Raw genomic sequence first — 20753 nt, 5'->3', positions numbered from 1 at the left:
TGGTGGTGTCCTTGTCGCATTTCACGAAGTACGCCTCGCGGGGCGTGCCGCCCTTCTGGGGGCACCGAGCTGTTCACAGCCGCCTCACCCCACCCGACAGCGCTCCTGGGGTGAAACCAGCCGCCGACGAACCGGACGATCCAGGTCATCGGCGAACCGCGCCGATGACCTTCCTACGATCGAGGAGCAGTGAAGGAGTCGTTCCGTTCCTGTGACAGAAGTCCAGGAACGCACGGCTGTCGTCGACATCGTCACTGGCGAACACGCTGCCGGGCGTCATGAAGCGCCACGCCTGTTCGTACTCGATGAGCTGGCTGAGGTAGCGATGGTCGCTGTCATGAAAGAACAGGTCGATCGCCCCGAGCCGCCGCAGTGCTCCGACGAAGGAGGACAGTGCCTCCTCTGGCTCGGAGATCTGCAGGTGCCATTGCGGGTGATGCCCCACCAGCTTGCCCACTTGGGGTTTGATGTCGAAGCTGTGCAGAGCTCCGCAGCCGTTCCGCTCGAGAGCGGAGATGATGATGAATGAGGAGCGACCGTCCGCAACTCCGGTCTCGACCACGGTTTTCGGCTTGAGCAACCGAGCAACGGCGTAGAGGAAGGCACCGGTCCCGGCTTCCACGCCGTGGGTCACGGGGAACTCCAGCGCGCATTCTTCGTACCGGTCGTTCAGACGTGACTCGACCTCCTGATATTCGTCCAGCACCTCTGAGACCTGAGGCGTGCTCCATCCCAGAGTCTGGACGAAGGAGGCCGCCGTAGTGGCGAGGGATTCACTACGCCCCACGAAGTCGGCCATCGTCGGCGCCATATACCGCCGTACTCCGGTCGGAACGGCATGCACGGCGAGATATCCGCTGACCAGCGAGGCGACAGGAATCACCCCTGAGTGCTTGACCCATTGGCGGACGATCGACAAGCGACCCACGAAGTCACCCACATTTCCACGGCAGCTGAATCGGACAGACACTCATGCGGTCAACACAGGCAGACCGCGGGGGCCATTCGCTCGTATCCATTCCAGGAAACACGCGTCAGGACAGGGCACTTGCGGCTGTCGGCTCGTGAGTGGACAGCCAGTCCCACTGACGCTCGATTCCCTCGATCAACGATACGGAGGGGTCATATCCGAGCAGCGCACGCGCCTTGGTGATGTCAGCGGCAGTGACCTGGACGTCGCCCGGCTGCTCCGCATCGCTGACGATCGGGACCTCCTGCCCGGTGACCTCGGCGACGCAACGCAGGACGTCGAGCATGGAGACACTGTTGCCACCGCCGACGTTGACCGCTTCTGCGGTCGCCGTCGCCGTCGCCGCAGCGAGGGTCCCCGCCACGATGTCCCCGATGTAGGTGAAGTCCCTGCGCTGGCGGCCGTCCCCGTACAACCGCAGTGGCCGACCGGTCAGCACGGCGCGCAGCATGCGGCCGATGGCCATGTCCGGTCGCTGCCGCGGGCCGTACACGGTGAAGTAGCGCAACGCGACCACGCTGGTGGGGCTCTCCGGCGCGAGGGCGTAGGCGAGAGCGAGACGCTCGGCGGCGAGCTTGGTCACCCCGTACGGCGAGAGCGGAGCCGTGAGACCGTCCTCCCTGAACGGACCTGTGCCGTCGCCGTAGACGCTGGACGAGGAAGCGAGAACGACACGGCGGACTCCCAAGGAGACACACGTCTCCATGAGCCGCTGCGTGGCCAGGACGTTGCACTCCAGGTACTGGGAGAAAGCGCCTCCCCATGACGGCCGGACCCCCGGCACGCCGGCGAGATGGAAGACCGTGTCCGCACCGTTCGCCCAAGGCTTGATCTCGTCGCTGACGAGGTCGCATTCGACCAGCTCGAACGCAGGATGCTCCAATGCCTTGGAGAGGTTACGTGCCGCCTCGGGATCTTCTCGGGGCGATCGACGGTCGACGCCTACGACCCTCGCGCCACGCTTCAGCAGAGCCTCGACCACGTGCGAGCCGATGAATCCAGCGGCTCCGGTGACCACTGCCTCTTCGATTGCCGGTGCTCCACTCATCGCGCTTTCCCTCTCTGCAGTTGCCCGCCGCACCCATCGAAATAACCCTGAGTGACTGAATAGTCTCAGTATTCCGATATGCCGCGTTACTGCATCGCTGGACACGCCACGGAGCGGCCAAATGGCCCGACTACGCGCGCGAATGACGACGTTCCAGCGCCACGCGAAACCACTCCTCGACCCTTCCGGCAACCACAGGCCAGCCCAGCTCCGCTGCCGCGCGTCTCCCACGCTCACTCATGACGTGTCGCCCAGGGTCGTCGTCGAGCAGGGTGCGCAATGTGCCGACCAGATCCGACTTCACCCCGGCGCGAAAGACTCGGTATGCGCCCGGGATCGTGACCACCGGGTCGAGCGAAGCGTCCGACGACACGACGACGGGAGTGCCCAGCGCCAACGCCTCCAGCGCGGCGGTGGGTACACCCTCGCCCTTCCCTGGCAGACGTCGCGATGCCAGGACGAACAGCTCCGCGCGGCGCACCAGTGCGTACACGTCGTCCCGACACAGCGCGCCAACGAGTTCTACTCCCGGTCCGGCAGCGGCCAGTTCGGTAAGCCGTTTCCGCTCCGGACCCTCGCCCGCAATGACGAGGCGCAGCCCGGGCCGGCTACGGGCCAGTTCGTGAAACGCTTCGATGAGCAGGCCATGGTTCTTCATGGGGTCCAGCGCGCCGACACTGACGATCAGTCCGCGCTCACGGCCTTCGGGGCCGACGGCCGGGGGCATGCGGGACAGCTCGAGACCGCTGGACATGGTGAGGATGCGTTGCTCCGGCACGCCGCATGCCACCAGATCACTCGTGGTCCCCGAACCGAGAGCAATGAACGCGTCCACGAACCGGAACGCGTGCCTGGCCAGCCGCGGTCGCCGGCCGGACAGTCTGGCATGGACGGTCATGCACAGCGGGATGCCGAGGCGGCGGCACAGGGGCCCCAGCCACAGGGCCTCGATCTGATCACCGTGCAGATGCAGCAGGTCCACGCCAGGAGCACGCGAGCCGCCGACCAGCTGCCGGATCGTCGCCGACGCCTCCGCCGCGAAGGCGGCCCTGTCCGATCTCGGCGCCAGCAAGCGTGACACAGCGGTCCTGCTGAGAGATAGGCGCGCAGCCCCGTCCGGCACCGCCGTTCCGTGACGAAAGGCCAGGGTCACACGGTGCCCGCAGACCAATTGCTCTCGCGTCAGGCATTCCACATGGCGTTCCATCCCACCCGGCATTGGGGGAACTCGGTAGCTCAGCCGCAGAATATGCATGGCAATCTGCTCCATTCATGCGTCACTTCCGCTGCGGGCTCAACTCAGTCGCCACCGGTAGGGCGACGCCCGGCGTGGCGATGGAATCGAATGTCAATCCAGCATGGCGCCACGCCACGCATGATCCCATATCGCGTGCTGACCAGGAGCGACACACGGCCGGTTTTGCAATGGCCTCAGCAGGGCCGTACGAAATGGCGACGTCGACTTTCCCCACCGCAATGGCAACTCACCCGGTTCCCGGCGACTTCGCGGCAAAGGGCTGGGGCCAACGACAGCCAGGTGCACTTCCTCGAACGGCTCAAGTGGTTTGGCGTTTGACACTCGTGTGCCAGGAAATTCCGCGCCGGCACACTCGTCGGCTCGTCCCACTCAACGGAGCTGCGGAAGCGGGTCGTCGGCAGCGAGCTGCCCACGCGTCGGCTGCTCGGTACGGCTCGTCGTCTCAAGCAGACAGAATCTCGGACAGCTGAGTGCTGTCCGAGATTCTGCCGACGGATGCTGCGTGCAGGAATTCGACTTACTGCTGCTGACCCGCCGTACGCCGACGCTTCACGAGGACCAGGGATCCTCCGCCGAGCAGCACGAGGCCGCCTGCCGCGGCGAGCATAGCCGTCGTCGCGTCCGACGAGCCGGTTTCAGCAAGGGAGGAGCCGTCGTGATCGGACGACTTGCCGCCGCTGCCGGAGTCGTCGTGGTTGCCCTTCTCGCCATAGGAATCGTCGTGGTCGCCGTGGCCGGACCGGCCGTGGTCGTCGTCGCCGTGGCCGGATCGGCCGTGGTCGTCGTCCTCGCCGCCCCTGTGGCCGGGTCGGCCGTGGTCGTCGTCGCCGTGGCCGGGTCGGCCGTGGTCGTCGTCGTCGCCGTGGCCGGGACGGCCGTGGTCGTCACCGTGGTCGTCGTCGCCGTGGTCGTCACGGTCGTCTTCGATGGTCACCCGTGCGGTCAGCACGAGACCTGACTCCAGACCTTCGAGTGTGAAGTCGTACTTGCCGGGCTTGGTGTCCTCGGGAATGGTGACCGAATCGACCACGCGGCCATTCGCGTCCGCGAAGTGGGTACCGAGTGGCACGATCGTCCGGCCGTCGTCGCCGTCGTCACCGTGGTCGTCGTCGCCGTCGTCGGACGGGGCGCGTACGGCAAGAAGGGGCGCCGGGAATGCGGCTGATCCTCTCAGTGCGGCGGTGTTCACCGATCCGGCGGCGCCGGCGGCGCCTCCGTCTCCGTCAACGGGGACAAGGCTTGATTCGACCTCTTCGTGGGGTTGGAAGCCGGTCGCGACGAAGTCGACCTCATCGCCGGGAGACAGTGTGGTGTCGTCGAGCTGAAGACTTGGGCCTGGCGGATATGGCTGAGCCAGTGCCGGCTCCACGGCGACGAGGGGAGCTGCGGCAATGAGGCTTACGGTGGAGGCGGCCAGTGCGACTCGCCATCCGGAGCGTCTGGGCATCGTTTCGGGCTCCTTCGGACGACGCTTGATCAGGGATGAATTTTCTTGTTTGCCGATGTGGAGGGTCAGACCGCGTTGCAGGACAGAGCTGTCTGCCGTGTCCGTTTCCCGCCGTGGCTCTGTGTTCCGGACACCGACCCGTTCTGCGCTCGCATTGGATGGCACACAATTGACGTCTGCCGTCCAAGCATCGGATCCATAGACGTGGGCGGCTCAGCCCAAACAGCCACACCACAGGGCTCGTCAGGACGGTGTAAGAGGTGCGCTCGTGTGGCCCTCGTGACTGGCGATCACGGCACGGACCTGCTTTGGTCGCGCCCTGCCGGACCTGGCCGCCGCACTCTCCGTCTGCCTCGGCGGCTGCGGGCCCCACCCTCGCTGCCGGTCAGATCGCCCCCGTCATCTGACGCGGCCAAGGAGGCTGGTCCCCAACGAGGCTCGAACATGATCAAAGGGCCGTTTCAGATTGCTCTGAAACGGCCCCTGATCTGCGACTCCTTCAAGTCGGGACGACAGGATTTGAACCTGCGACCCCTTGACCCCCAGTCAAGTGCGCTACCAAGCTGCGCCACGTCCCGGTGCCCGTGTGACCTGGGGTTTCCCCCGGCCGAACGCGCATGAGAACAATACCGCACTCGACCCGGTGGTCACGAACCCGCAGTGCGCCGCCCGAGCCCATGCGACGTGCCGCGCCTCCGCCACAGCACAGGTCGCGACGGCGTCCGGGTGCCCCCTGGCGCACCGCACCCGCTCGGCGTTCCGTAGGCCGAGTGCGAGGTCGGCGCGGACCTGAGCGCGGAGGACTTCGCGGCGTCCAGCGACGAGGAGCGCATCGCCACCCCGACCACGTGGAGCACAAGGCGGAGCATCCGGCCCGCCACCAGCGGCGCATGACACCGGACCGACCCGGTCGATGAACCGGCGCGAGGGCGAGGTGGCCCGCGCCCCTCGCAAAGTGGCCCCGAACAACTTTGGGGACGACCTATTGACCATGCGGACGTGTGCTCATTAGCGTGGCGACACCTTACCAGAAAGCGCTTTCTGCAAGCTTTTTCTCGAGCAATAGGCCGGAGCTCGGAGGAGTTGACCGTGAGTCAGACCGCCATCAAGGCACCGCCCACCGAGGTTGCCGGCGTGGACCGGCGGAACGCGCCGACGGCCGGCGAACGGGCCGGCCGGCTGATCGAGCAGAGCTGGCGGCCGCTGGCGCTGCTCCTGGCCTGCTTCGCCGCCTGGTGGGCCGTCGCCGCAGCCGAACTGGTCGAGCCCTATCTCGTACCCTCGCCGGGCGCCACGCTGGACGTGCTCACCTCGAAGGCCGACTACATCTGGCAGCACAGCTGGGTGACCACGTACGAGACCCTGCTCGGCTTCGTCATCGCCGTCGCCGTCGGTGTGCTCGCCGCCGTCGTCATGGTCTACTCGGCCACCGTCGAGAAGACCCTCTACCCCATCCTGCTGTTCGCGCAGGTCGTGCCGAAGATCGCCATCGCGCCGCTGTTCGTCGTCTGGCTCGGCTTCGGCATCGCACCGAAGATCCTCATCGCCGTACTGATCGCCTTCTTCCCCGTCGTCATCTCCATGGTCACCGGACTCAAGGCGGTCGACCCCGAGATGCTGCAGCTCTCCTCCACCATGGGCGCGAGCCCCTGGCAGACCTTCGTGAAGATCCGTCTGCCCGCCTCGCTGCCCCACCTCTTCTCCGGACTCAAGGTCGCCGTCACGCTCGCCGTGACCGGTGCCGTCGTCGGCGAGTTCGTCGGCGCCAACGAGGGCCTCGGCTACGTGATCCTCCAGGCCAACGGAAACCTCGACACCCCGATGCTCTTCGCCGGGCTGCTCGTCATGTCCCTCATCGGCGTCGTCCTCTTCGTCCTCGTCGAGATCGCCGAGAAGCTCCTCCTCCCGTGGCACGCCAGCCGTCGCGAGACCGGCGCCACCACCACGTTCTGACCCAGCTGACGAGAAGGACCAGCCATGACTGCGCGCAGACGACTTCTGACCGGCCTCGTACCGCTGCTCCTGGTCGCCACGGCCTGCGGCGAGGACGGCTCCGGCACCTCGACCAGCTCGTCGGGCAAGGAACTGGACAAAGTGACGCTGACCCTCAACTGGTACCCGTACGGCGAACACGCGCCGTTCTACTACGGCAAGCAGCAGAAGATCTTCGAGAAGCACGGCATCGACCTCGACATCAGGGCCGGCCAGGGGTCCCAGAAGACCGTGCAGGCGACGGGCGCCGGGCAGACCGACTTCGGCTGGGCCGACACGCCCGCCGTGCTCTCCGGGGTCGACGCCGGAGTGAAGGTCAAGAGTCTCGGCGTGTTCCTGCAGACCACACCCTCCTCGGTGCAGTTCTTCGCCTCACAGGGCATCAAGTCCCCGGCCGACCTCAAGGGCAGGACCATCGCGGGGACGGCGGGCGACGCGCTCTCCAAGACGTTCCCGATCTTCCTGAAGAAGAACAACCTCCAGGAGTCGGACGTCAAGGTGCAGAACACCGACCCCGCGGGGAAGATCGCCGCCGTCATCTCCGGCAAGACCGACGGACTGCTCGGTTACGCGAGCGACCAGGGCCCCACCATGCAGGACAAGGCGAAGAAGCCCGTCGCGTACCTGCGATTCTCCGAGAACGGGCTGAACTTCTACTCCAACGGCCTGATCGCCGGCAACAAGACCCTCCAAACCCGGGGGGACCTCGCGCAGCGCATGGCCAAGGCCGTCAGCGAGTCGTTCACCGCCGCCGAGAAGGCACCCGGGCCGGCCGTCGACTCGATGGCGGGCGCGAGCGAGCAACTGCCGCCGAAGACGGTCCTGTCCGAGCAGTTCGCGACGACGCTCACCCTCCTCCACACCGACGCGACCAGTGGCCAGGCCCCCGGCGTCAACACCGAGGCCGACTGGCAGCAGACGATCGACGTCTTCGCCGAGGCCGGACTGGTGAGCAGTCCCCAGCCCGTCGCGGAGTACTGGGACAGCGCCAGTGCGATGAAGGGATGACCATGGCCAGGGACACCACCCTCCGGGAACGGGCCGTGACGGACCAGGACGGACAGGGCGGCGCGGCCGTCTCCCTCAAGGACGTGGCCGTCCGCTTCCGTACCAGGAACCGGGACGTCACCGCGCTGAAGGACATCGATCTCGAGGTCCCGATGGGCCAGTTCGTCGCCATCGTCGGGCCCTCGGGATGCGGCAAGTCCACGCTCCTGAAGCTCGTCGCCGGCCTCCTCGCGCCCTCGTCGGGCGAGGTGCTGCTCGGCGGCGAGCGTGTGCGCGGCCCGCGCCACGACATCGGCTACGTCTTCCAGCGCGCCGCGCTCCTGGAATGGCGCTCGGCCCGCCGCAACATCCTGCTCCAGGCCGAGATGCGCAGGATGCCCGCGCAGGCGGGGCGCAGGCGAGCCGACGAGCTGATCGCCATGACCGGCCTGAGCGGCTTCGAGGACGCCCTGCCGCACGAGCTGTCCGGTGGCATGCAGCAGCGCGTCGCCCTGTGCCGGGCGCTGCTCCACGAGCCGCCGGTGCTGCTGATGGACGAACCGTTCGGCGCGCTCGACGCCCTGACGCGCGAGCAGATGAACACGGAGCTCAACCGCATCTGGCGGGAGACCGGCACCACCGTGCTGCTGGTCACCCACTCCATATCGGAGGCCTGCTACCTCGCCGACCGTGTCGTGGTGATGAGCCCGCGGCCGGGCACCGTCACCGAGATCATCGAGGTCGGCCTGCCCGCCGAACGCGACTACACCGAGACCATGGGGCGGCCCGCGTTCCGGGAGGCCACCACCCGTATCCGCGGTCTGCTCGGCGCCGCCTCGGCCCAGGACTGACGAGCCGGGCACCGGGCCCGCACCACGGCCGGAGCCCTGTACCACTCACCAGGGGGAGTGGTACAGGGCTCCTTCGTTCACCGGGTCAGTAGCGCAGATTCGCCAGGTACGTGTAGCTGTTGCGCGCGGTGGCGAACGGGTCGGCCGGCGAGTCGTGCTCGACCAGCCACTGTTTCACCCCGCCGCTGCGGGCGGTGTCGAACATCGCGGCGAAGTCCAGGACCCCGGAACCGACGTCCGCGAAGCCGCCGTTCGGCGCCATGTCCTTCACGTGCAGCGCCGGGAAACGCCGCGGGTGCCGGACGAACAGGTCCTGCGGATCGCCGCCGCCGCCCTTCGCCGCCCAGTAGACGTCCAGCTCGAAGCCGACCAGCTCCGGGTCGGTCTCGTTCAGCAGGATGTCGTACAGGACCTCGCCCTCGACCGTCTGGTGGTCCAGGCCGTGGTTGTGGAAGAGCAGTGGGCCGAGGCCCGCCTCGCGGGCAGCAAGGCCCGCCTTGTTGAACTCGCGGGCCGCCTCCCGGAAACCGGCCGGCGTGTGCATGGCCCCGGGCAGGCTCGGCACCACGATCCAGCGGGCGCCCAGCGTGTGGATGTCCTCCAGCGCCCGGGGCAGGCCGCTCCCCCGGACGGTGTCGTAGCCGACGTGCTCCAGCACCGCCCTGAGCCCGGTCTCGTCCAGCATCGAACGGATGGCGGCGGCGCTGTTGCCGTGCCGGCCGCTCACTCCCACGGTCATGTAGCCGATCTCCGCGAGCCGGGCCAGGGTCCCCCGGAAATCGGCGGCCAGCGGCGTCCGCATCGTGTACAGGTGCATGCCGATGCCGGACGGCGGGATGCGACGGCAGCGGCGGGCCGTCTCCGCCGCCGGCTCCGGAGGCTCCGCCGCGTGGGCGAGCGGACCGGATGCCGCGACCGCGGCCGCCGCCACGCCGAGCGCTCTGCCGAGGAACGCGCGTCTGCTGTCGTTCATGTGGTGCTCCCTCCTCATCCGACCGTGATGCGTACGTGGCCGGTCGTGGTGTCGCCCTTGTCGTCCGTGACCGTCAGGTGCGCCGTGTAGGTGCCCGCGCGGGCGTACGTGTGGGTCGCGGTGGCGCCTTCCTCGCCCGCGGGCCTGGTGTTGTCGCCGAAGTCCCAGTGGTACGAGGCGGCCGTCCGGCCCTCCGGCAACGTTGCCTCGCCCGCCAGGGCCAGGGTCCGTCCGGAGCCGGTCTCGGCCGTCACCGTGACCTTGGCACCCTGGCGCTTCTCCACACCGGCGCCGTTGAAGTGCAGCCAGTCCACCGCGAACAGGTCGGGTCCGGCAGCCGACCAGGCGGGGTTGGTGAAGACGGCGTACAGCGCGACCGTGGAGCCCGGGTCCGCCAGGGCCGTCGTCGGCGAGACGACATTGCCCCAGCCTCCGGTGGGCGGTACGTCGACCGCGCCGAGCAGCGGACCGGTGGGCGACCCGGCACGGAACTCGACCGTTCCCCCGATGCCGCCCGACGCCGCGCCGACCGTCACCGAGTCGATGCCCTTGAGGTGGACCGGCTCGAAGCGGATCCAGTCGCCGTGCTCGATCTCCGTCAGCCGCCTGCCGCCGGACGCGTCCGCGCGTGTGCCCACCACCGCGCCCTGCTGCGCGCCGCCCGTCGCGGTCATGTGCTCGGCCTCGCGGAACGCGGTCCGCAGGGTCAGCGAGGCGGAACCGGTGAGCGCGGGAGCCGACGGTGCGCCCTTGTCCTCGTACCGCGCCGTGATGCCGTAGTAGAGGTTCTGCCCGGGGCCGTGGCTGTCCCCGGCGTCGGTCGCGATCTCACCCGCGCAGCCGGTGTAGTTGTCCAGCGGGTGCAGGTGGGAGTCGTGCCCGAGCTGGGACTGGACGACGACGCGCGAGCAGTCGATCCTGCCGTCCTCCTTGTCCTTGACCCTCACGACGAAGGGGACGGTGTCGCCGAAGGCGAACATGCCACCGTTCGGCGGCTGTTGGATCGTCACCACCGGCCGGGTGTTGCCGACGGTGATGTCATGGACGGCGAGGCCGGTCAGACCGCCCGGTCCGGTGACCGTGAGCCGCGCGGTGAACCGCCCCTTCTCCCGGTAGACGTGCGTCGGGTTCGCCTCAATCGAGTCCGTCGTCCCGTTCCCGTCGAAGTCCCAGGCGTACGTGACGGGTTTGCCGTCCGGCAGGCCCGAGCCCTCGCTGGAGAACGTGACCGTCAGCGGCGCGCTGCCGCTGTCGGGAGTCGCCGTGACCTTGGCGGCGGGCAGTCGCTCGTCACCGACGTAGTCGATGCGGTAGATCCCCGAGCCCTCGTTGCTGCCGCCCCGTCCGGTGCCGCTGCCGAGGCCGAAGTCGATCACGTACATCGCACCGTCCGGGCCGAAGTCCGCCTCGAACGGCTGGTTCCATCCCATGTCCGCGAACACCGGGTTGATGGAGTGCAGATCACCGGCCCTGGCCGGCGCGAACCGCGGGTCGGTGAACGTCTGGCCGTTCTGCTGGAACGAGAAGGACTTGAACCACCGGCGGGTGAGCTCGTAGGTGAACCACTTCCCCTCGAAGTACGCCGGGAACTTGCCCTGGTACGTGTTCGCCGGGTCGTAGTCGTAGACGGGCCCGCTCATCGGACCGCCGCCACCGGTGCCGACCTCGGGGAACTCGGCCGATGCGGAGTACGCGTACCAGACGGTCGCGGGCTTGGCCGGAGGCAGCTCGGTCAGCCCCGTGTTGTTGGGCGAGTCGTTGACGAGCCGGGCGCAGTCGAACTTCGGGCCGGAGGTCCTGGTGGCGAAGTCGTAGTCGTTGAAAGGGGTGTTGTTTCCGATGCAGTACGGCCAGCCGTAGTTGCCCGCCTGGGTGACGCGGGTGTACTCGACGGTGCCCTCGGGTCCCCGGTCGGCCCTGGCCGCCCGTGCGTCGGGACCGTAGTCGGCCACCATCAGCGCACCGCTGACGGGATCCGTGGTGATCCGGAACGGGTTGCGCATGCCCATCGCGTAGATCTCGGAGCGGGCCTTCGCGGTGCCGGGCGCAAAGAGGTTGCCCTCGGGCACGGCGTACGTGCCGTCGTCCTTCGGCGTGATCCGCAGGATCTTGCCGCGCAGGTCGTTGGTGTTGCCGGAGGTGCCCTGCGCGTCCCAGGCCCGGCGGCCCTCACGCTCGTCGATGGGGGTGAAGCCGTCGGAGGCGAACGGGTCGGTGTTGTCGCCCGTCGCGACGTACAGGTCACCGTCCTTGTCGAACGCCAGGGAACCGGCCATGTGCGAGTTGGCCCGTCCCTCGCCGCGCAGGGTCGGGATCGTCAGCAGCCGCTTCTCGGACGCCGGGTCGATGGTGTTGCCGGTGACCGTGAAACGGGAGAGGTTGAGCTGCTTCTCCGTCTTGTCGGAGTTCAGCAGGTACAGCCAGTTGTTCCGGGCGAAGTCCGGGTCGAGCGCGAGGCCGAGCAGGCCGTCGGACTGACTCGTCATCTCGGGCGTGTACGCGAAGTCCAGTGCGGTCGTGACCTTCAGCGTCTGCTGGTCGATCACCTTGACCTTGCCGGTCCGCTGGATGAAGAAGACCCGGCGGTCGGGCGCGACGGCCAGTTCGAACGGGTCCGCGAGGTCGCTCGTGACGAGCGGGGTGCGCTGGAACGACCCCGTCTTCGTCGCCGTGCAGTCGCCGGGCCTGTTCCCCGCGGCCCACTGGATGCCGCCCAGCAGGTGCCCCAGGAAACCCTCCTCCTGGAAGGCCGACTTCGCGTGCCCGCCGGCGGTGAACCAGGAGCGTCCGCCGTCGTAGTTCTGGCACCAGGACCAGGGGTGGTCGACGCCCTCGTCGAGACCGGTGATGCCGTCGCGCACCTTGATCTGCGCGAGCGTGTGCACCTTGCCGGTCGGGTTGGTGCGCCAGTTGTACCACTCCTCGGTGCGCTCCCAGAGCTCGGGAAGGCCCTCGGTGGAGGGATGCGTGCGGTCGAGCACCTTGACGCGGCCGGTCTGGACGGCCGGGTGCTTGTCGAAGATCGCGCCGACGAGACCCTCGTACCAGGCCCAGTCGCGTTCGCTGGCCGATGCGGCGTGCAGGCCCACCCAGCCGCCGCCGCCCCGGATGTACTTCTGCAGTGCCGCGCGCTGCGCCGCGTCGAGCAGATCGCCGCTCTGCGGGGTCGAGTTGGTGTTGTTGAAGACGATCGCCTGGAAGCGGGCGAGGTTGGCGTCGGTGAAGGCGGCGGCGTCGTCGGTGGCCTCGACCTCGAAGCCGTTCTCGCTGCCGAGCTTCTTGACGGCCTCGATGCCGGCGGGGATCGAGTCGTGGTGGAAATTCGTGACCTTGGAGAAGACCAGTACGCGATAGGGCGCCGCCTCGGCGGGAGGTGACAGGGTCACCCCGAGTCCGACGAGCAGCGCCAGCAGGGCCGTGATGAGGGGGAAGGGCGCTCTGCGGCGTACCCCTGGTCGATGACTTCTCATGGCGCTCCCGGTGCAGGTGGAGTCCGGCAAGGATAGAAAGCGCTTTCTGGCATACGCGGCACAGCGTAGGTTCCGTCCTCACGGGGGTCAATGGGTCGGAAGCGCCCACTGTGCCGGGGCAGTTGGCGCTTCGAGGGGAGCGGCCGGACCGCGGCAGGGGCGGGTGCGCGGTGCTCGCGTGGCGGTCCTGGGGGTGTGTCAGTGGCGCGTCGTACGGTCGCTGTATGGCCACTGCCGACGACGTACGCAGAATCGCGCTGGCGCTGCCGGGCGCCATGGAGAAGCTGTCCTGGGGCATGCCCACCTTCCGGCTGGAGGCGGGCGGCCGGATCTTCGCCTCACTGGACGACGACGACCGGGTGATGGGCGTCAAGTGCCCCAAGGAGGACCGCGAGGAGCTGATCGCGGCGGAGCCGCAGAAGTTCTTCCTGCGCGCGGGCCACGACGACAACTACGCGTGGCTGCGGGTGCGGCTGGGGGCGCTGGAGGACGAGGAGGAGCTGCGGGCGATCCTCCTGGACTCCTGGCGCCAGGCGGCCCCTCGCAAACTCCTGGAAGCTCACCCGGACTTGGCGTGACCGCCCGGGGGATGACGGACGGGAGCGCGGGGCGCCCGGGAGCGCAGGGCCTGGCCTCGCGGAGGGGGTGAGGGGCTGGGGTGCGGGCCGGGGGCGGGGCCGGGCATTGGGTCATGCCGACGACGTCCCCTTTCGGTGAGGGCGGGGACGACTGTCGGCCGGGCTCCTCGTCCGCCGGGGGCCAGGCTGCATGCCCGGCCCCCGATCGGTGTGCTGCCGGGCAGAAGGCCTCGCTCCGGGAGGGCGAGCCGCCGTCGGGCCGGAGGCGTTCCTGCCCGGCTCAGCCCCGGTGACCCCAGTCCAGGCGGTCGGCCAGGCCGGCAGCGGTGAAGGCGGCTGCCAGCTCGTCGCGGCCCTCGGTGAAGTGGGTCCAGCTGTCGTAGTGGACGGGAACGACCCGGCGGGCGCCGAGTATCCGGGCGGCCTCGGCGGCCTGCGCGCTGTCCAGGACGAGCAGCTCACCGTCGAAGACCACCGGGAAACGGGGGGTCCGGCGAACAGGAGGGCGGTGTCCACCGGGCCGAAGCGTTCGGCGACCTCCTTGACCACGTCGACGGAGGCGTTGTCGCCGCTGACGTAGACGGTGGGCAGGCCCTCTCCGGTGAGGACGAAGCCGACGACCTGGCCGGTGAAGGGCTCGACCGCCTCGCGCGGGCCGGGCCCGTGGACGGCAGGGGCGCCGGTCACGGTGACCGTGCCGCCGCCGGGGCGCTCCAGCTCGATGGACTCCCAGTCGGCCAGCCCCTTGGCCTTCCCTCCGAGGCGCTGTCCGCCGCCGGGGGTGGTGAGGGTGAGAGGCACGTCGTCGAGCAGGGCTCGGCCTGACGCGATGACCCGTGTCCCCACGGCTCCCCTACTGCGGTGGGACGACAAGAACGGCCCCTACCGAGCGACCCCCCACCCCACCACAGAGATCGTCGACCACGCCTTGGCGACCCTCGCCTCCGACGCCGCCGACCTCCTCACCAGCCCCGACGCAGAGCGCCTCACCCCCTGCGGTTCGACTCCCTGCAACCGCTATCTGCTCCGCCACGGCCGCCGTCACTGGTGCTCGACTCGGTGCGGCGACCGTGCCCGCGCCGCCCGCGCCTACGCCCGCCGCACCCGGCCCGGGAACGATTGACGAAGCTGCCCGTGGGCGACGGGCCGCGGGGGCCGTGGGGTCACCGCGCGAGGAAGGACGTGATCCGTTCCCGCAGCGCCGCCGCGTCCAGGCCGTGGGCCGTCAGGTGTTCGTCGATCGTGCCGTACCGGCGCAGCTCGCGCCGCGCGACGCCGAGGCCGAGCACGCGGTGGGGCACCTCCGACAGGGCCTCGGCGGCCGGGGTCGTGGACGTGCCCGCGAGATACGGCTCGACGATCACGACGTCGGCGGCCCGCCGGGTCCCGGCCGCCGCCCGGAGCGCCGCCGCGTCGAAGGGGCGCACGGTCGTGGCGTAGAGCACGGTCACGTCGAGGCCCTCCGCGGCCGCCAGGACGTTGTCGAGCATCGGGCCCACGGCGATCACGACACCGGCCCGGCCTTCCCGCACGGTCAGGAAACCGGTCCCCGTCACGGGACGGGGCGCCGCGTTGGACTGGTTCGACAGGCGGACGTACACCCGGTCGTCCCCCCGCACGGCCTCGCGCAGCAGCAACTCCGCCTCGTCGGGGTGACCGGGGACGTGCACCGTCCAGCCGTCCAGTGTGTCCAGGAGGGCGACATCGCCCGGAGACATGTGCGTGAAGCCGCCCGCCGGCCAGTCGTACGAGGCGCCGGCGCTGACCAGCACACCGCCCGTCCCCTGGTGTCCGAGGTCCAGCTTCACCTGCTCGAAGGGCCGCTCCACCAGGAAACTCGCGAACGTGTGCATGATCGGCCGCATCCCCGTGAGCGCGATGCCGCCACCGGCGCCGATGAGGAGCTGCTCGCGGATGCCGACGTTGATCACGCGGTCCGGGTGACGCCGCTGGGCGGCGTCGAAACCGTCCCGGCTGATCTCCGCGAGGACCAGCGCGAGCCGCGGGTCCTCGTCCAGCAGTCGCGTCGTGGTGGCGATGAAGCGGTCGCGCATGGTGTCCATCGTTCGTGGTTCCCCTCGTGGCAGTGGTGGAAGGACCGCCGGTCGCCGCAGGCGCGTCGCGGGATCAGGCGCTCTTGGGCTCGACCCGGGCGACGACCGCCCTCGGCCGTCCGGAGTGCGGTGCGGTGAACGCCGTGTACAGCGCCTCGTGGTCGCGGCCGTCGACCGTCGCGGCCGACCACCCGGCCGCCTCGAAGCGGGAGGCGATGCCGCCCGGCCAGCCGTACGTCGCCGAGGAGTTGTCGATCACCAACGTGTGCAGCTGCTCCAGGCCGGCCGGCCCCGCGTAGGCGATGGCCTCGTGGTTGCTGCCCTCGTCGAGTTCGGCGTCGCCGATCAGCACCCACACCCGCGCGTCGGTCAGGCCCTGGGCCCGCAGGCCGAGCGCGGTCCCGACGGCGATCGGGAGCCCGTGTCCCAGCGAGCCGCTGCCGATCTCGGCGCCCGGAACGAGCATGCGGTCGGGGTGGTGCCCGAGCGGGGAGTCGTACGAGCCGAAGTCCGGCAGCCACTCCTCGGGGAAGAAGCCCTTGGCCGCGAGAACGGCGTAGTACGCCATGGGGCCGTGCCCCTTCGAGAGCAGGAAGCGGTCACGCCCGGGGGCGTCGGCGGTCCCGGGGGTCACCCGGAGTACACGGTCGTACAGGACCCACAGCGCGTCGAGGGTGGAGGTCGCGGCGGGACCGTGCTTCTCGTCGCCGGTCATCAGGGCCATGAGCCGGTTCAGATCGCCGAACCCGGCTGCCCGCGTGGTCTGCGTCGTCGTCATGCCCCCACCGTGCAACCTGAAGCCTGCTTGAGGTCAAGCGCGTCCTCCGAGCGGGGTGGCGCAATACCGGTTCGTGACCACCGGGTCGAGTGCGGTATTGTTCTCATGCGCGTCGGGCCGGGGGAAACCCCAGGTCACACGGGCACCGGGACGTGGCGCAGCTTGGTAGCGCACTTGACTGGGGGTCAAGGGGTCGCAGGTTCAAATCCTGTCGTCCCGACTGTGCGGAAACGCAGGTCGGAGGCCGTTCTCTCGTGATCGAGAGGCGGCCTTTCGTGCGTCCTGGGGGGTGTGGTGGCCGCAGTGCGGCCGCACGTGCCGGCCGGGGTCGGCGTCGTCGGCCCGCCCGCCGAGCCGGCGCTTTCGCCGCACGGCGTCCTCGGTCCGTGCCGAACCCCTTCCAGGTCCGACTTCCCTCGTCCCTCGTCCGAAGGCCGATGGTCGTAGGTCTTCCTCACCACGCTGCGGCGGCCGTGGCCCGGGCAACTGCCGTAAGACTTCCGTCATGGGCACCTCTCTGGGCCGCGTGCTCCCGATGACGTTGAATGCGTACTGAACGACGAGCGAGGGAGCGCGTGGTGGAACGTGAAGGCGGGCGGCGTCGGCCGTTGGCGATCGTGGCGGTGGCAGTGGCGCTTGTGGTGGCGGCCGCAGGGCTGTACTGGTTCCAGCCGTGGAAGCTGTGGCAGGACCAGACGGTCAGCGAAGCCCTGCCCACCACAGCGCCGAGCACGTCGGCCGCCGCCTCCGGGGCGCCGGCACCCTCGGAGTCGCCCGTCCCTCGGACCCTTGCCCAGGGAGACCTGGTCAGCCACGAGCACACCACCACCGGCACCGCGAAGATCGTGCGGCTGCCGGACGGCTCGCACACCCTGCGGCTGGAGGGGCTGGACACCAGCAACGGGCCGGACCTGAAGGTATGGCTGACCGATGCCCCGGTGAAGGAAGGCAAGGCGGGCTGGCACGTCTTCGACGACGGCAAGTACGTCGGCCTGGGCAAGCTCAAGGGCAACAAGGGCGACCAGAACTACCCGATCCCGGCGGACCTGAAGCTGTCCGAGTACACCAGCGTCACCATCTGGTGCGACCGCTTCGACGTCTCCTTCGGCGCGGCCCGGCTGACGGCCACCTGATCCGGCTCGGGAGACGTCCGCCTGAACCGGCCCGGGGGACGTCCGCCTGAACCGGCCCGGGGGACGTCCGCCTGAACCGGCCCGGGGGACGTCCGCCTGAACCGGCCCGGGGGACGTCCGCGGAGCAGGCACTCCGGTTCGCCCGTCGCGCCGGGTGGTGACGGAAGCCTTACGGCCCGGTGCGGGAACGGCCGCGGCCGAGCCCGGTCGCCGTAGCGTGCGGGGCATGCGAGTACTTGTCACAGGAGGAGCCGGGTTCATCGGCTCGCACGTGGTGGCCGCGCTGGCCGCCGAGGGGCACGAGCCGGTGGTGCTGGACGCGCTGCTGCCCGCAGCGCACCCCACCGCTCCCGAGCTGCCGATCGCCGAGTTCGTCCGGGGTGACGTCCGTGCCCCGGAGGACGTGCGTTCCGCCCTGCGCGGGGTACAGGCGGTGTGCCATCAGGCGGCGATGGTGGGCCTCGGGAAGGACTTCGCGGACGCCCCGGCCTACGTGGCCTGCAACGACCTGGGGACCGCGGTGCTGTTGGCGGGCATGGCCGAGGCCGGGGTGCGGCGCCTGGTGCAGGCGGGGTCGATGGTGGTCTACGGGGAGGGCCGGTACGAGTGCCGCGCCCACGGGGTGATCCGGCCGGGACCGCGGGCCGTGGCGGACCTGGAGGCGGGACGGTTCGAACCGTGCTGTCCACGCTGTGGTGAGGAGCTCGTACCGGGCCTGGTGGCCGAGGACGCGCCCGTCGACCCGCGGAACGTGTACGCGACGACGAAACTGGCCCAGGAGCACCTGGCGGCCTCCTGGGCGCGCGCGACGGGCGGGCGGGCGATCTCGCTGCGCTACCACAACGTCTACGGTCCCGGGATGCCACGGGACACCCCGTACGCGGGCGTGGCGTCGTTCTTCAGGTCCGCCCTGGCCCTCGGCGAGGCTCCGCGTGTGTTCGAGGACGGTGGGCAGCGTCGGGACTTCGTCCACGTACGGGACGTGGCCCGGGCCAACGTGGCCGCGCTGGCCGGCCTCGGAGGAAGGTCCGCGGACGGGCATGCCGCCTACAACGTGGGTAGCGGCGAACCGCGCACGGTCGGGGAAATGGCGGCGGTGCTCGCAGCCGCACACGGCGGGCCGCAGCCGGTGGTGACCGGCGAGTTCCGGCTCGGCGACGTCAGGCACATCACCGCGGACTCGTCCCGGTCGCGCCGTGAACTGGGCTGGCGGCCGCAAGTGGGCTTCGCCGAGGGCATGTCCGAGTTCGCGCGGGCCGCCCAACGGGCCTCCGCCGGGCTCGGGTAGCCGGACCCTGTTCCCGGGCGCGGGCGCTGGTCAGGCGCCGGCGCGGGCCAGCGGCAGGGTCACCTCGAAACGGCAGCCGCCGGGCACGTTGCACACCTCGGCCCGTCCCTCGTGGGCCTCGACGATGCCGCGTACGATCGCGAGCCCGAGTCCGGCGCCGGCCGGGGGCGTCCGCGCGGTGCTGCCGCGCCAGCCCGTGTCGAACACACGCGTCAGGTCCTCTTCGGCGATGCCGCCGCAGCCGTCGGTGACGGACAGCACGGCCGTGTCCTCGCGCCGGTCGACGGTCACGGCAACGGTGCCGTCGGCCGGAGTGTGGCGGATGGCGTTGACGAGGAGGTTCGCGAGGACCCGGGTCATCTCCTTGCCGTCCACGTCGACCGGTACGTGGGCGATGTCCTCGCCGAGCAGCCGTACGCCGCGTTCCCGGGCGAGCGGGTCGGCGCCGAGGAGGGCGTCGGCCGCCAGGTCCCGCAGGGAGACGCGGCTGGGGGTCAACTCCAGTGCGCCGGCGTGGATGCGGGAGAGCTCGAAGAGGTCGCCGACCATGACGTCGAGGCGTTCGACCTCGGTGCGGATCTGCCGGTGGTAGCGGGCGGTGTCGGTAGCCACGCCGTCCTCCAGGGCCTCGGCCATGGCGCGCAGTCCGGCGAGCGGGGTGCGCAGGTCGTGGGAGATCCAGGCGACAAGCTCGCGGCGCGAGGAATCCAGTGCGCGTTCACGTTCACGGGAGGCCGCGAGTTTGGCGCTCGTGGCGGCCAACTCGCGGGTGAGGTCGGCCAGTTCGGCGGTGGCGCGCGCCGGAGGGGCGGCGAAACCGCCACCGTCCCCGAAGTCCCGGGCAGCTCGCGAGAGGTCCCGGCTGCGGGCCACCACCCAGCGGCCCAGCAGCAGTGCGGTGGCCAGGGAGACGGCGGCGGCCATGGCGACGACGAGAGTGACGACGGCCAGGTCGTGCGGGGACAGGAACATCGCCCAGGCCACGGCGAGGGTGCCGGCGAGCATGGCGGTGACGGTGACCGCCGCGACCACGGCCAGGGACACGGCGACCGACCGGTACCGGAGCAGGCGCAGCGCCAGGGCGCCGAGCGCACCCGCGCAGGCCGCTCCGCCGAAGGCGAAGAGGGCGATCAGCAGGATGTCGTTCACGGCTTCCCCTCCTCCGTCGGCTCGAAGCGGTAGCCGACGCCCCAGACGGTCTGGATCAGCCGGGGCGCTGCCGGGTCGTCCTCGATCTTGGCGCGCAGGCGGCGGACGTGCACCGTGACGGTGGACAGGTCACCGAAGTCCCAGCCCCACACCTCCCGCATCAGCTCCTCGCGGCTGTGCGCGCGCCCGGGGTGGGTGAGGAAGTGCGCGAGCAGATCGAACTCCCGCAGGGTGAGGGTGAGCGGCTGCCCGTCCTTGGTGGCGCGCCGGGTCTCCGGATCCAGCTGGATCCCGGCCCGGCGCGGCACCGGCTGCCCGCCGCCCCCTGCCGCTGCCGCGGTGCGGCTGCGGCGCAGCACGGACTCGACCCGCAGGACCAGTTCGCGCGGGCTGAACGGCTTGGTGACGTAGTCGTCCGCGCCCAGTTCCAGGCCCGCGATCCGGTCGTCCTCGTCTCCGCGGGCCGTCAGCATGATCACCGGAACGGGACGGTCGGCGCGCAGGCGGCGGCAGACCTCCAGTCCGTCGATGCCGGGCAGCATGAGGTCGAGGACGACCAGGTCGTGCGGGTGGCGGGCCGCCCGGTCGAGGGCGGTGGGGCCGTCGGCGGCGTGGTCGACGCTGTGGCCGGCGCGGTGCAGGTAGCCGGTGACGACCTCGGCGACGGTCGGATCGTCGTCGACGACGAGGATCCGGGCGGGCGGCGTTCGCGTACTCATGGCATCCAGCCTTGCACCGGCTGCCTCCCGGTGTCCTCTCCGGGATCACGCCGTACGG

Annotated in this window: 16 protein-coding genes, 2 tRNA genes and 2 pseudogenes; 8 read left to right on the top strand and 12 right to left on the bottom strand. The window is 70.1% G+C overall.

The window, feature by feature from the left end; all coding sequences use genetic code 11:
* Positions 1 to 145: 145 nt before the first annotated feature.
* From ACWD0A_RS11135 to ACWD0A_RS11115, 5 genes are all read right to left on the bottom strand, one after another.
* Positions 146 to 940 carry an O-methyltransferase gene (locus ACWD0A_RS11135; RefSeq protein ID WP_451296789.1) on the bottom strand — a complete coding sequence of 265 codons (795 nt, stop codon included), beginning with the start codon at positions 938 to 940 and terminating at the stop codon, positions 146 to 148.
* Between the two features lie 94 nt (positions 941 to 1034).
* Positions 1035 to 2018 carry an NAD-dependent epimerase/dehydratase family protein gene (locus tag ACWD0A_RS11130; protein ID WP_451296787.1) on the bottom strand — a complete coding sequence of 328 codons (984 nt, stop codon included), beginning with the start codon at positions 2016 to 2018 and terminating at the stop codon, positions 1035 to 1037.
* A 130-nt stretch (positions 2019 to 2148) separates the two neighbouring features.
* Positions 2149 to 3288, bottom strand: a complete 1140-nt coding sequence (locus ACWD0A_RS11125) for a glycosyltransferase family 4 protein (RefSeq protein ID WP_451296785.1) — start codon at positions 3286 to 3288, stop codon at positions 2149 to 2151.
* A gap of 505 nt (positions 3289 to 3793) precedes the next feature.
* Entirely contained in the window at positions 3794 to 4645 is an 852-nt protein-coding gene (locus ACWD0A_RS11120; protein ID WP_451296783.1) for an LPXTG cell wall anchor domain-containing protein, read from the bottom strand.
* Between the two features lie 582 nt (positions 4646 to 5227).
* Positions 5228 to 5301, bottom strand: a tRNA-Pro gene (locus ACWD0A_RS11115).
* A gap of 505 nt (positions 5302 to 5806) precedes the next feature.
* On the opposite strand from ACWD0A_RS11115, the gene ACWD0A_RS11110 reads away from it, so the two are divergent.
* The 3 genes from ACWD0A_RS11110 to ACWD0A_RS11100 are packed head-to-tail and all read left to right on the top strand — an operon-like array spanning position 5807 to position 8553.
* A complete protein-coding gene (locus ACWD0A_RS11110; RefSeq protein WP_373429249.1) occupies positions 5807 to 6676 on the top strand; it encodes an ABC transporter permease in 870 nt (289 codons plus the stop codon).
* Between the two features lie 24 nt (positions 6677 to 6700).
* A complete protein-coding gene (locus ACWD0A_RS11105; protein ID WP_451296779.1) occupies positions 6701 to 7723 on the top strand; it encodes an ABC transporter substrate-binding protein in 1023 nt (340 codons plus the stop codon).
* A gap of 2 nt (positions 7724 to 7725) precedes the next feature.
* Entirely contained in the window at positions 7726 to 8553 is an 828-nt protein-coding gene (locus tag ACWD0A_RS11100) for an ABC transporter ATP-binding protein (RefSeq protein WP_451296813.1), read from the top strand.
* A gap of 85 nt (positions 8554 to 8638) precedes the next feature.
* On the opposite strand, the gene ACWD0A_RS11095 is transcribed toward ACWD0A_RS11100, so the two are convergent.
* Positions 8639 to 9526, bottom strand: a complete 888-nt coding sequence (locus ACWD0A_RS11095) for a sugar phosphate isomerase/epimerase family protein (protein WP_451296777.1) — start codon at positions 9524 to 9526, stop codon at positions 8639 to 8641.
* A gap of 14 nt (positions 9527 to 9540) precedes the next feature.
* The gene (locus ACWD0A_RS11090) at positions 9541 to 12996 is read right to left on the bottom strand and encodes a ThuA domain-containing protein (RefSeq protein ID WP_451296775.1); all 3456 of its coding nucleotides are present in this window, start codon (positions 12994 to 12996) and stop codon (positions 9541 to 9543) included.
* Positions 12997 to 13220: 224 nt separating this feature from the next.
* On the opposite strand from ACWD0A_RS11090, the gene ACWD0A_RS11085 reads away from it, so the two are divergent.
* A complete protein-coding gene (locus ACWD0A_RS11085; protein WP_451296773.1) occupies positions 13221 to 13574 on the top strand; it encodes an MmcQ/YjbR family DNA-binding protein in 354 nt (117 codons plus the stop codon).
* Between the two features lie 280 nt (positions 13575 to 13854).
* On the opposite strand, the pseudogene ACWD0A_RS11080 reads toward ACWD0A_RS11085, so the two are convergent.
* Positions 13855 to 14399: pseudogene (locus ACWD0A_RS11080) on the bottom strand (MBL fold metallo-hydrolase); the annotation flags it as partial.
* Between ACWD0A_RS11080 and ACWD0A_RS11075 the strand changes: the two are divergent.
* Positions 14398 to 14697 (top strand): annotated as a pseudogene (locus ACWD0A_RS11075) (CGNR zinc finger domain-containing protein); the annotation flags it as partial. The pseudogenes ACWD0A_RS11080 and ACWD0A_RS11075 overlap by 2 nt on opposite strands.
* A gap of 40 nt (positions 14698 to 14737) precedes the next feature.
* Here ACWD0A_RS11075 and ACWD0A_RS11070 read toward each other — a convergent pair.
* Both ACWD0A_RS11070 and ACWD0A_RS11065 read right to left on the bottom strand, forming a co-directional pair.
* Positions 14738 to 15637, bottom strand: a complete 900-nt coding sequence (locus tag ACWD0A_RS11070; protein WP_451296771.1) for a transketolase family protein — start codon at positions 15635 to 15637, stop codon at positions 14738 to 14740.
* Positions 15638 to 15701: 64 nt separating this feature from the next.
* The gene (locus ACWD0A_RS11065) at positions 15702 to 16406 is read right to left on the bottom strand and encodes a transketolase (protein ID WP_451296769.1); all 705 of its coding nucleotides are present in this window, start codon (positions 16404 to 16406) and stop codon (positions 15702 to 15704) included.
* A gap of 146 nt (positions 16407 to 16552) precedes the next feature.
* On the opposite strand from ACWD0A_RS11065, the gene ACWD0A_RS11060 reads away from it, so the two are divergent.
* From ACWD0A_RS11060 to ACWD0A_RS11050, 3 genes are all read left to right on the top strand, one after another.
* Positions 16553 to 16626: transfer RNA gene (locus ACWD0A_RS11060), tRNA-Pro, on the top strand.
* 325 nt (positions 16627 to 16951) lie between these two features.
* Positions 16952 to 17539, top strand: a complete 588-nt coding sequence (locus ACWD0A_RS11055) for a DM13 domain-containing protein (RefSeq protein WP_451296767.1) — start codon at positions 16952 to 16954, stop codon at positions 17537 to 17539.
* Between the two features lie 226 nt (positions 17540 to 17765).
* Positions 17766 to 18827, top strand: a complete 1062-nt coding sequence (locus ACWD0A_RS11050) for an NAD-dependent epimerase/dehydratase family protein (protein ID WP_451296765.1) — start codon at positions 17766 to 17768, stop codon at positions 18825 to 18827.
* Positions 18828 to 18857: 30 nt separating this feature from the next.
* On the opposite strand, the gene ACWD0A_RS11045 is transcribed toward ACWD0A_RS11050, so the two are convergent.
* Positions 18858 to 19976 carry a sensor histidine kinase gene (locus ACWD0A_RS11045; RefSeq protein ID WP_451296763.1) on the bottom strand — a complete coding sequence of 373 codons (1119 nt, stop codon included), beginning with the start codon at positions 19974 to 19976 and terminating at the stop codon, positions 18858 to 18860.
* Positions 19973 to 20695, bottom strand: a complete 723-nt coding sequence (locus ACWD0A_RS11040) for a response regulator transcription factor (RefSeq protein WP_451296761.1) — start codon at positions 20693 to 20695, stop codon at positions 19973 to 19975. Before ACWD0A_RS11040 ends, ACWD0A_RS11045 begins: the two co-directional genes overlap by 4 nt.
* Between the last annotated feature and the right edge of the window lie 58 nt (positions 20696 to 20753).

The sequence above is a fragment of the Streptomyces sp. NPDC002867 genome, assembly GCF_053591895.1.
Note: the sequence above shows the minus strand (reverse complement) of the source record. Positions and strands in the feature narration are given on the sequence as shown.

What these genes read in the sequence shown, in the direction of transcription:
- ACWD0A_RS11125 (WP_451296785.1), bottom strand. Translation starts at nt 3,288, where the DNA reads ATGGAGCAGATTGCCATGCATATTCTGCGGCTGAGCTACCGAGTTCCC.
- ACWD0A_RS11050 (WP_451296765.1), top strand. Translation starts at nt 17,766, where the DNA reads ATGCGAGTACTTGTCACAGGAGGAGCCGGGTTCATCGGCTCGCACGTG.
- ACWD0A_RS11065 (WP_451296769.1), bottom strand. Translation starts at nt 16,406, where the DNA reads ATGACGACGACGCAGACCACGCGGGCAGCCGGGTTCGGCGATCTGAAC.
- ACWD0A_RS11095 (WP_451296777.1), bottom strand. Translation starts at nt 9,526, where the DNA reads ATGAACGACAGCAGACGCGCGTTCCTCGGCAGAGCGCTCGGCGTGGCG.
- ACWD0A_RS11105 (WP_451296779.1), top strand. Translation starts at nt 6,701, where the DNA reads ATGACTGCGCGCAGACGACTTCTGACCGGCCTCGTACCGCTGCTCCTG.
- ACWD0A_RS11100 (WP_451296813.1), top strand. Translation starts at nt 7,726, where the DNA reads ATGGCCAGGGACACCACCCTCCGGGAACGGGCCGTGACGGACCAGGAC.
- ACWD0A_RS11070 (WP_451296771.1), bottom strand. Translation starts at nt 15,637, where the DNA reads ATGGACACCATGCGCGACCGCTTCATCGCCACCACGACGCGACTGCTG.
- ACWD0A_RS11055 (WP_451296767.1), top strand. Translation starts at nt 16,952, where the DNA reads ATGCGTACTGAACGACGAGCGAGGGAGCGCGTGGTGGAACGTGAAGGC.
- ACWD0A_RS11040 (WP_451296761.1), bottom strand. Translation starts at nt 20,695, where the DNA reads ATGAGTACGCGAACGCCGCCCGCCCGGATCCTCGTCGTCGACGACGAT.
- ACWD0A_RS11090 (WP_451296775.1), bottom strand. Translation starts at nt 12,996, where the DNA reads ATGAGAAGTCATCGACCAGGGGTACGCCGCAGAGCGCCCTTCCCCCTC.
- ACWD0A_RS11130 (WP_451296787.1), bottom strand. Translation starts at nt 2,018, where the DNA reads ATGAGTGGAGCACCGGCAATCGAAGAGGCAGTGGTCACCGGAGCCGCT.
- ACWD0A_RS11085 (WP_451296773.1), top strand. Translation starts at nt 13,221, where the DNA reads ATGGCCACTGCCGACGACGTACGCAGAATCGCGCTGGCGCTGCCGGGC.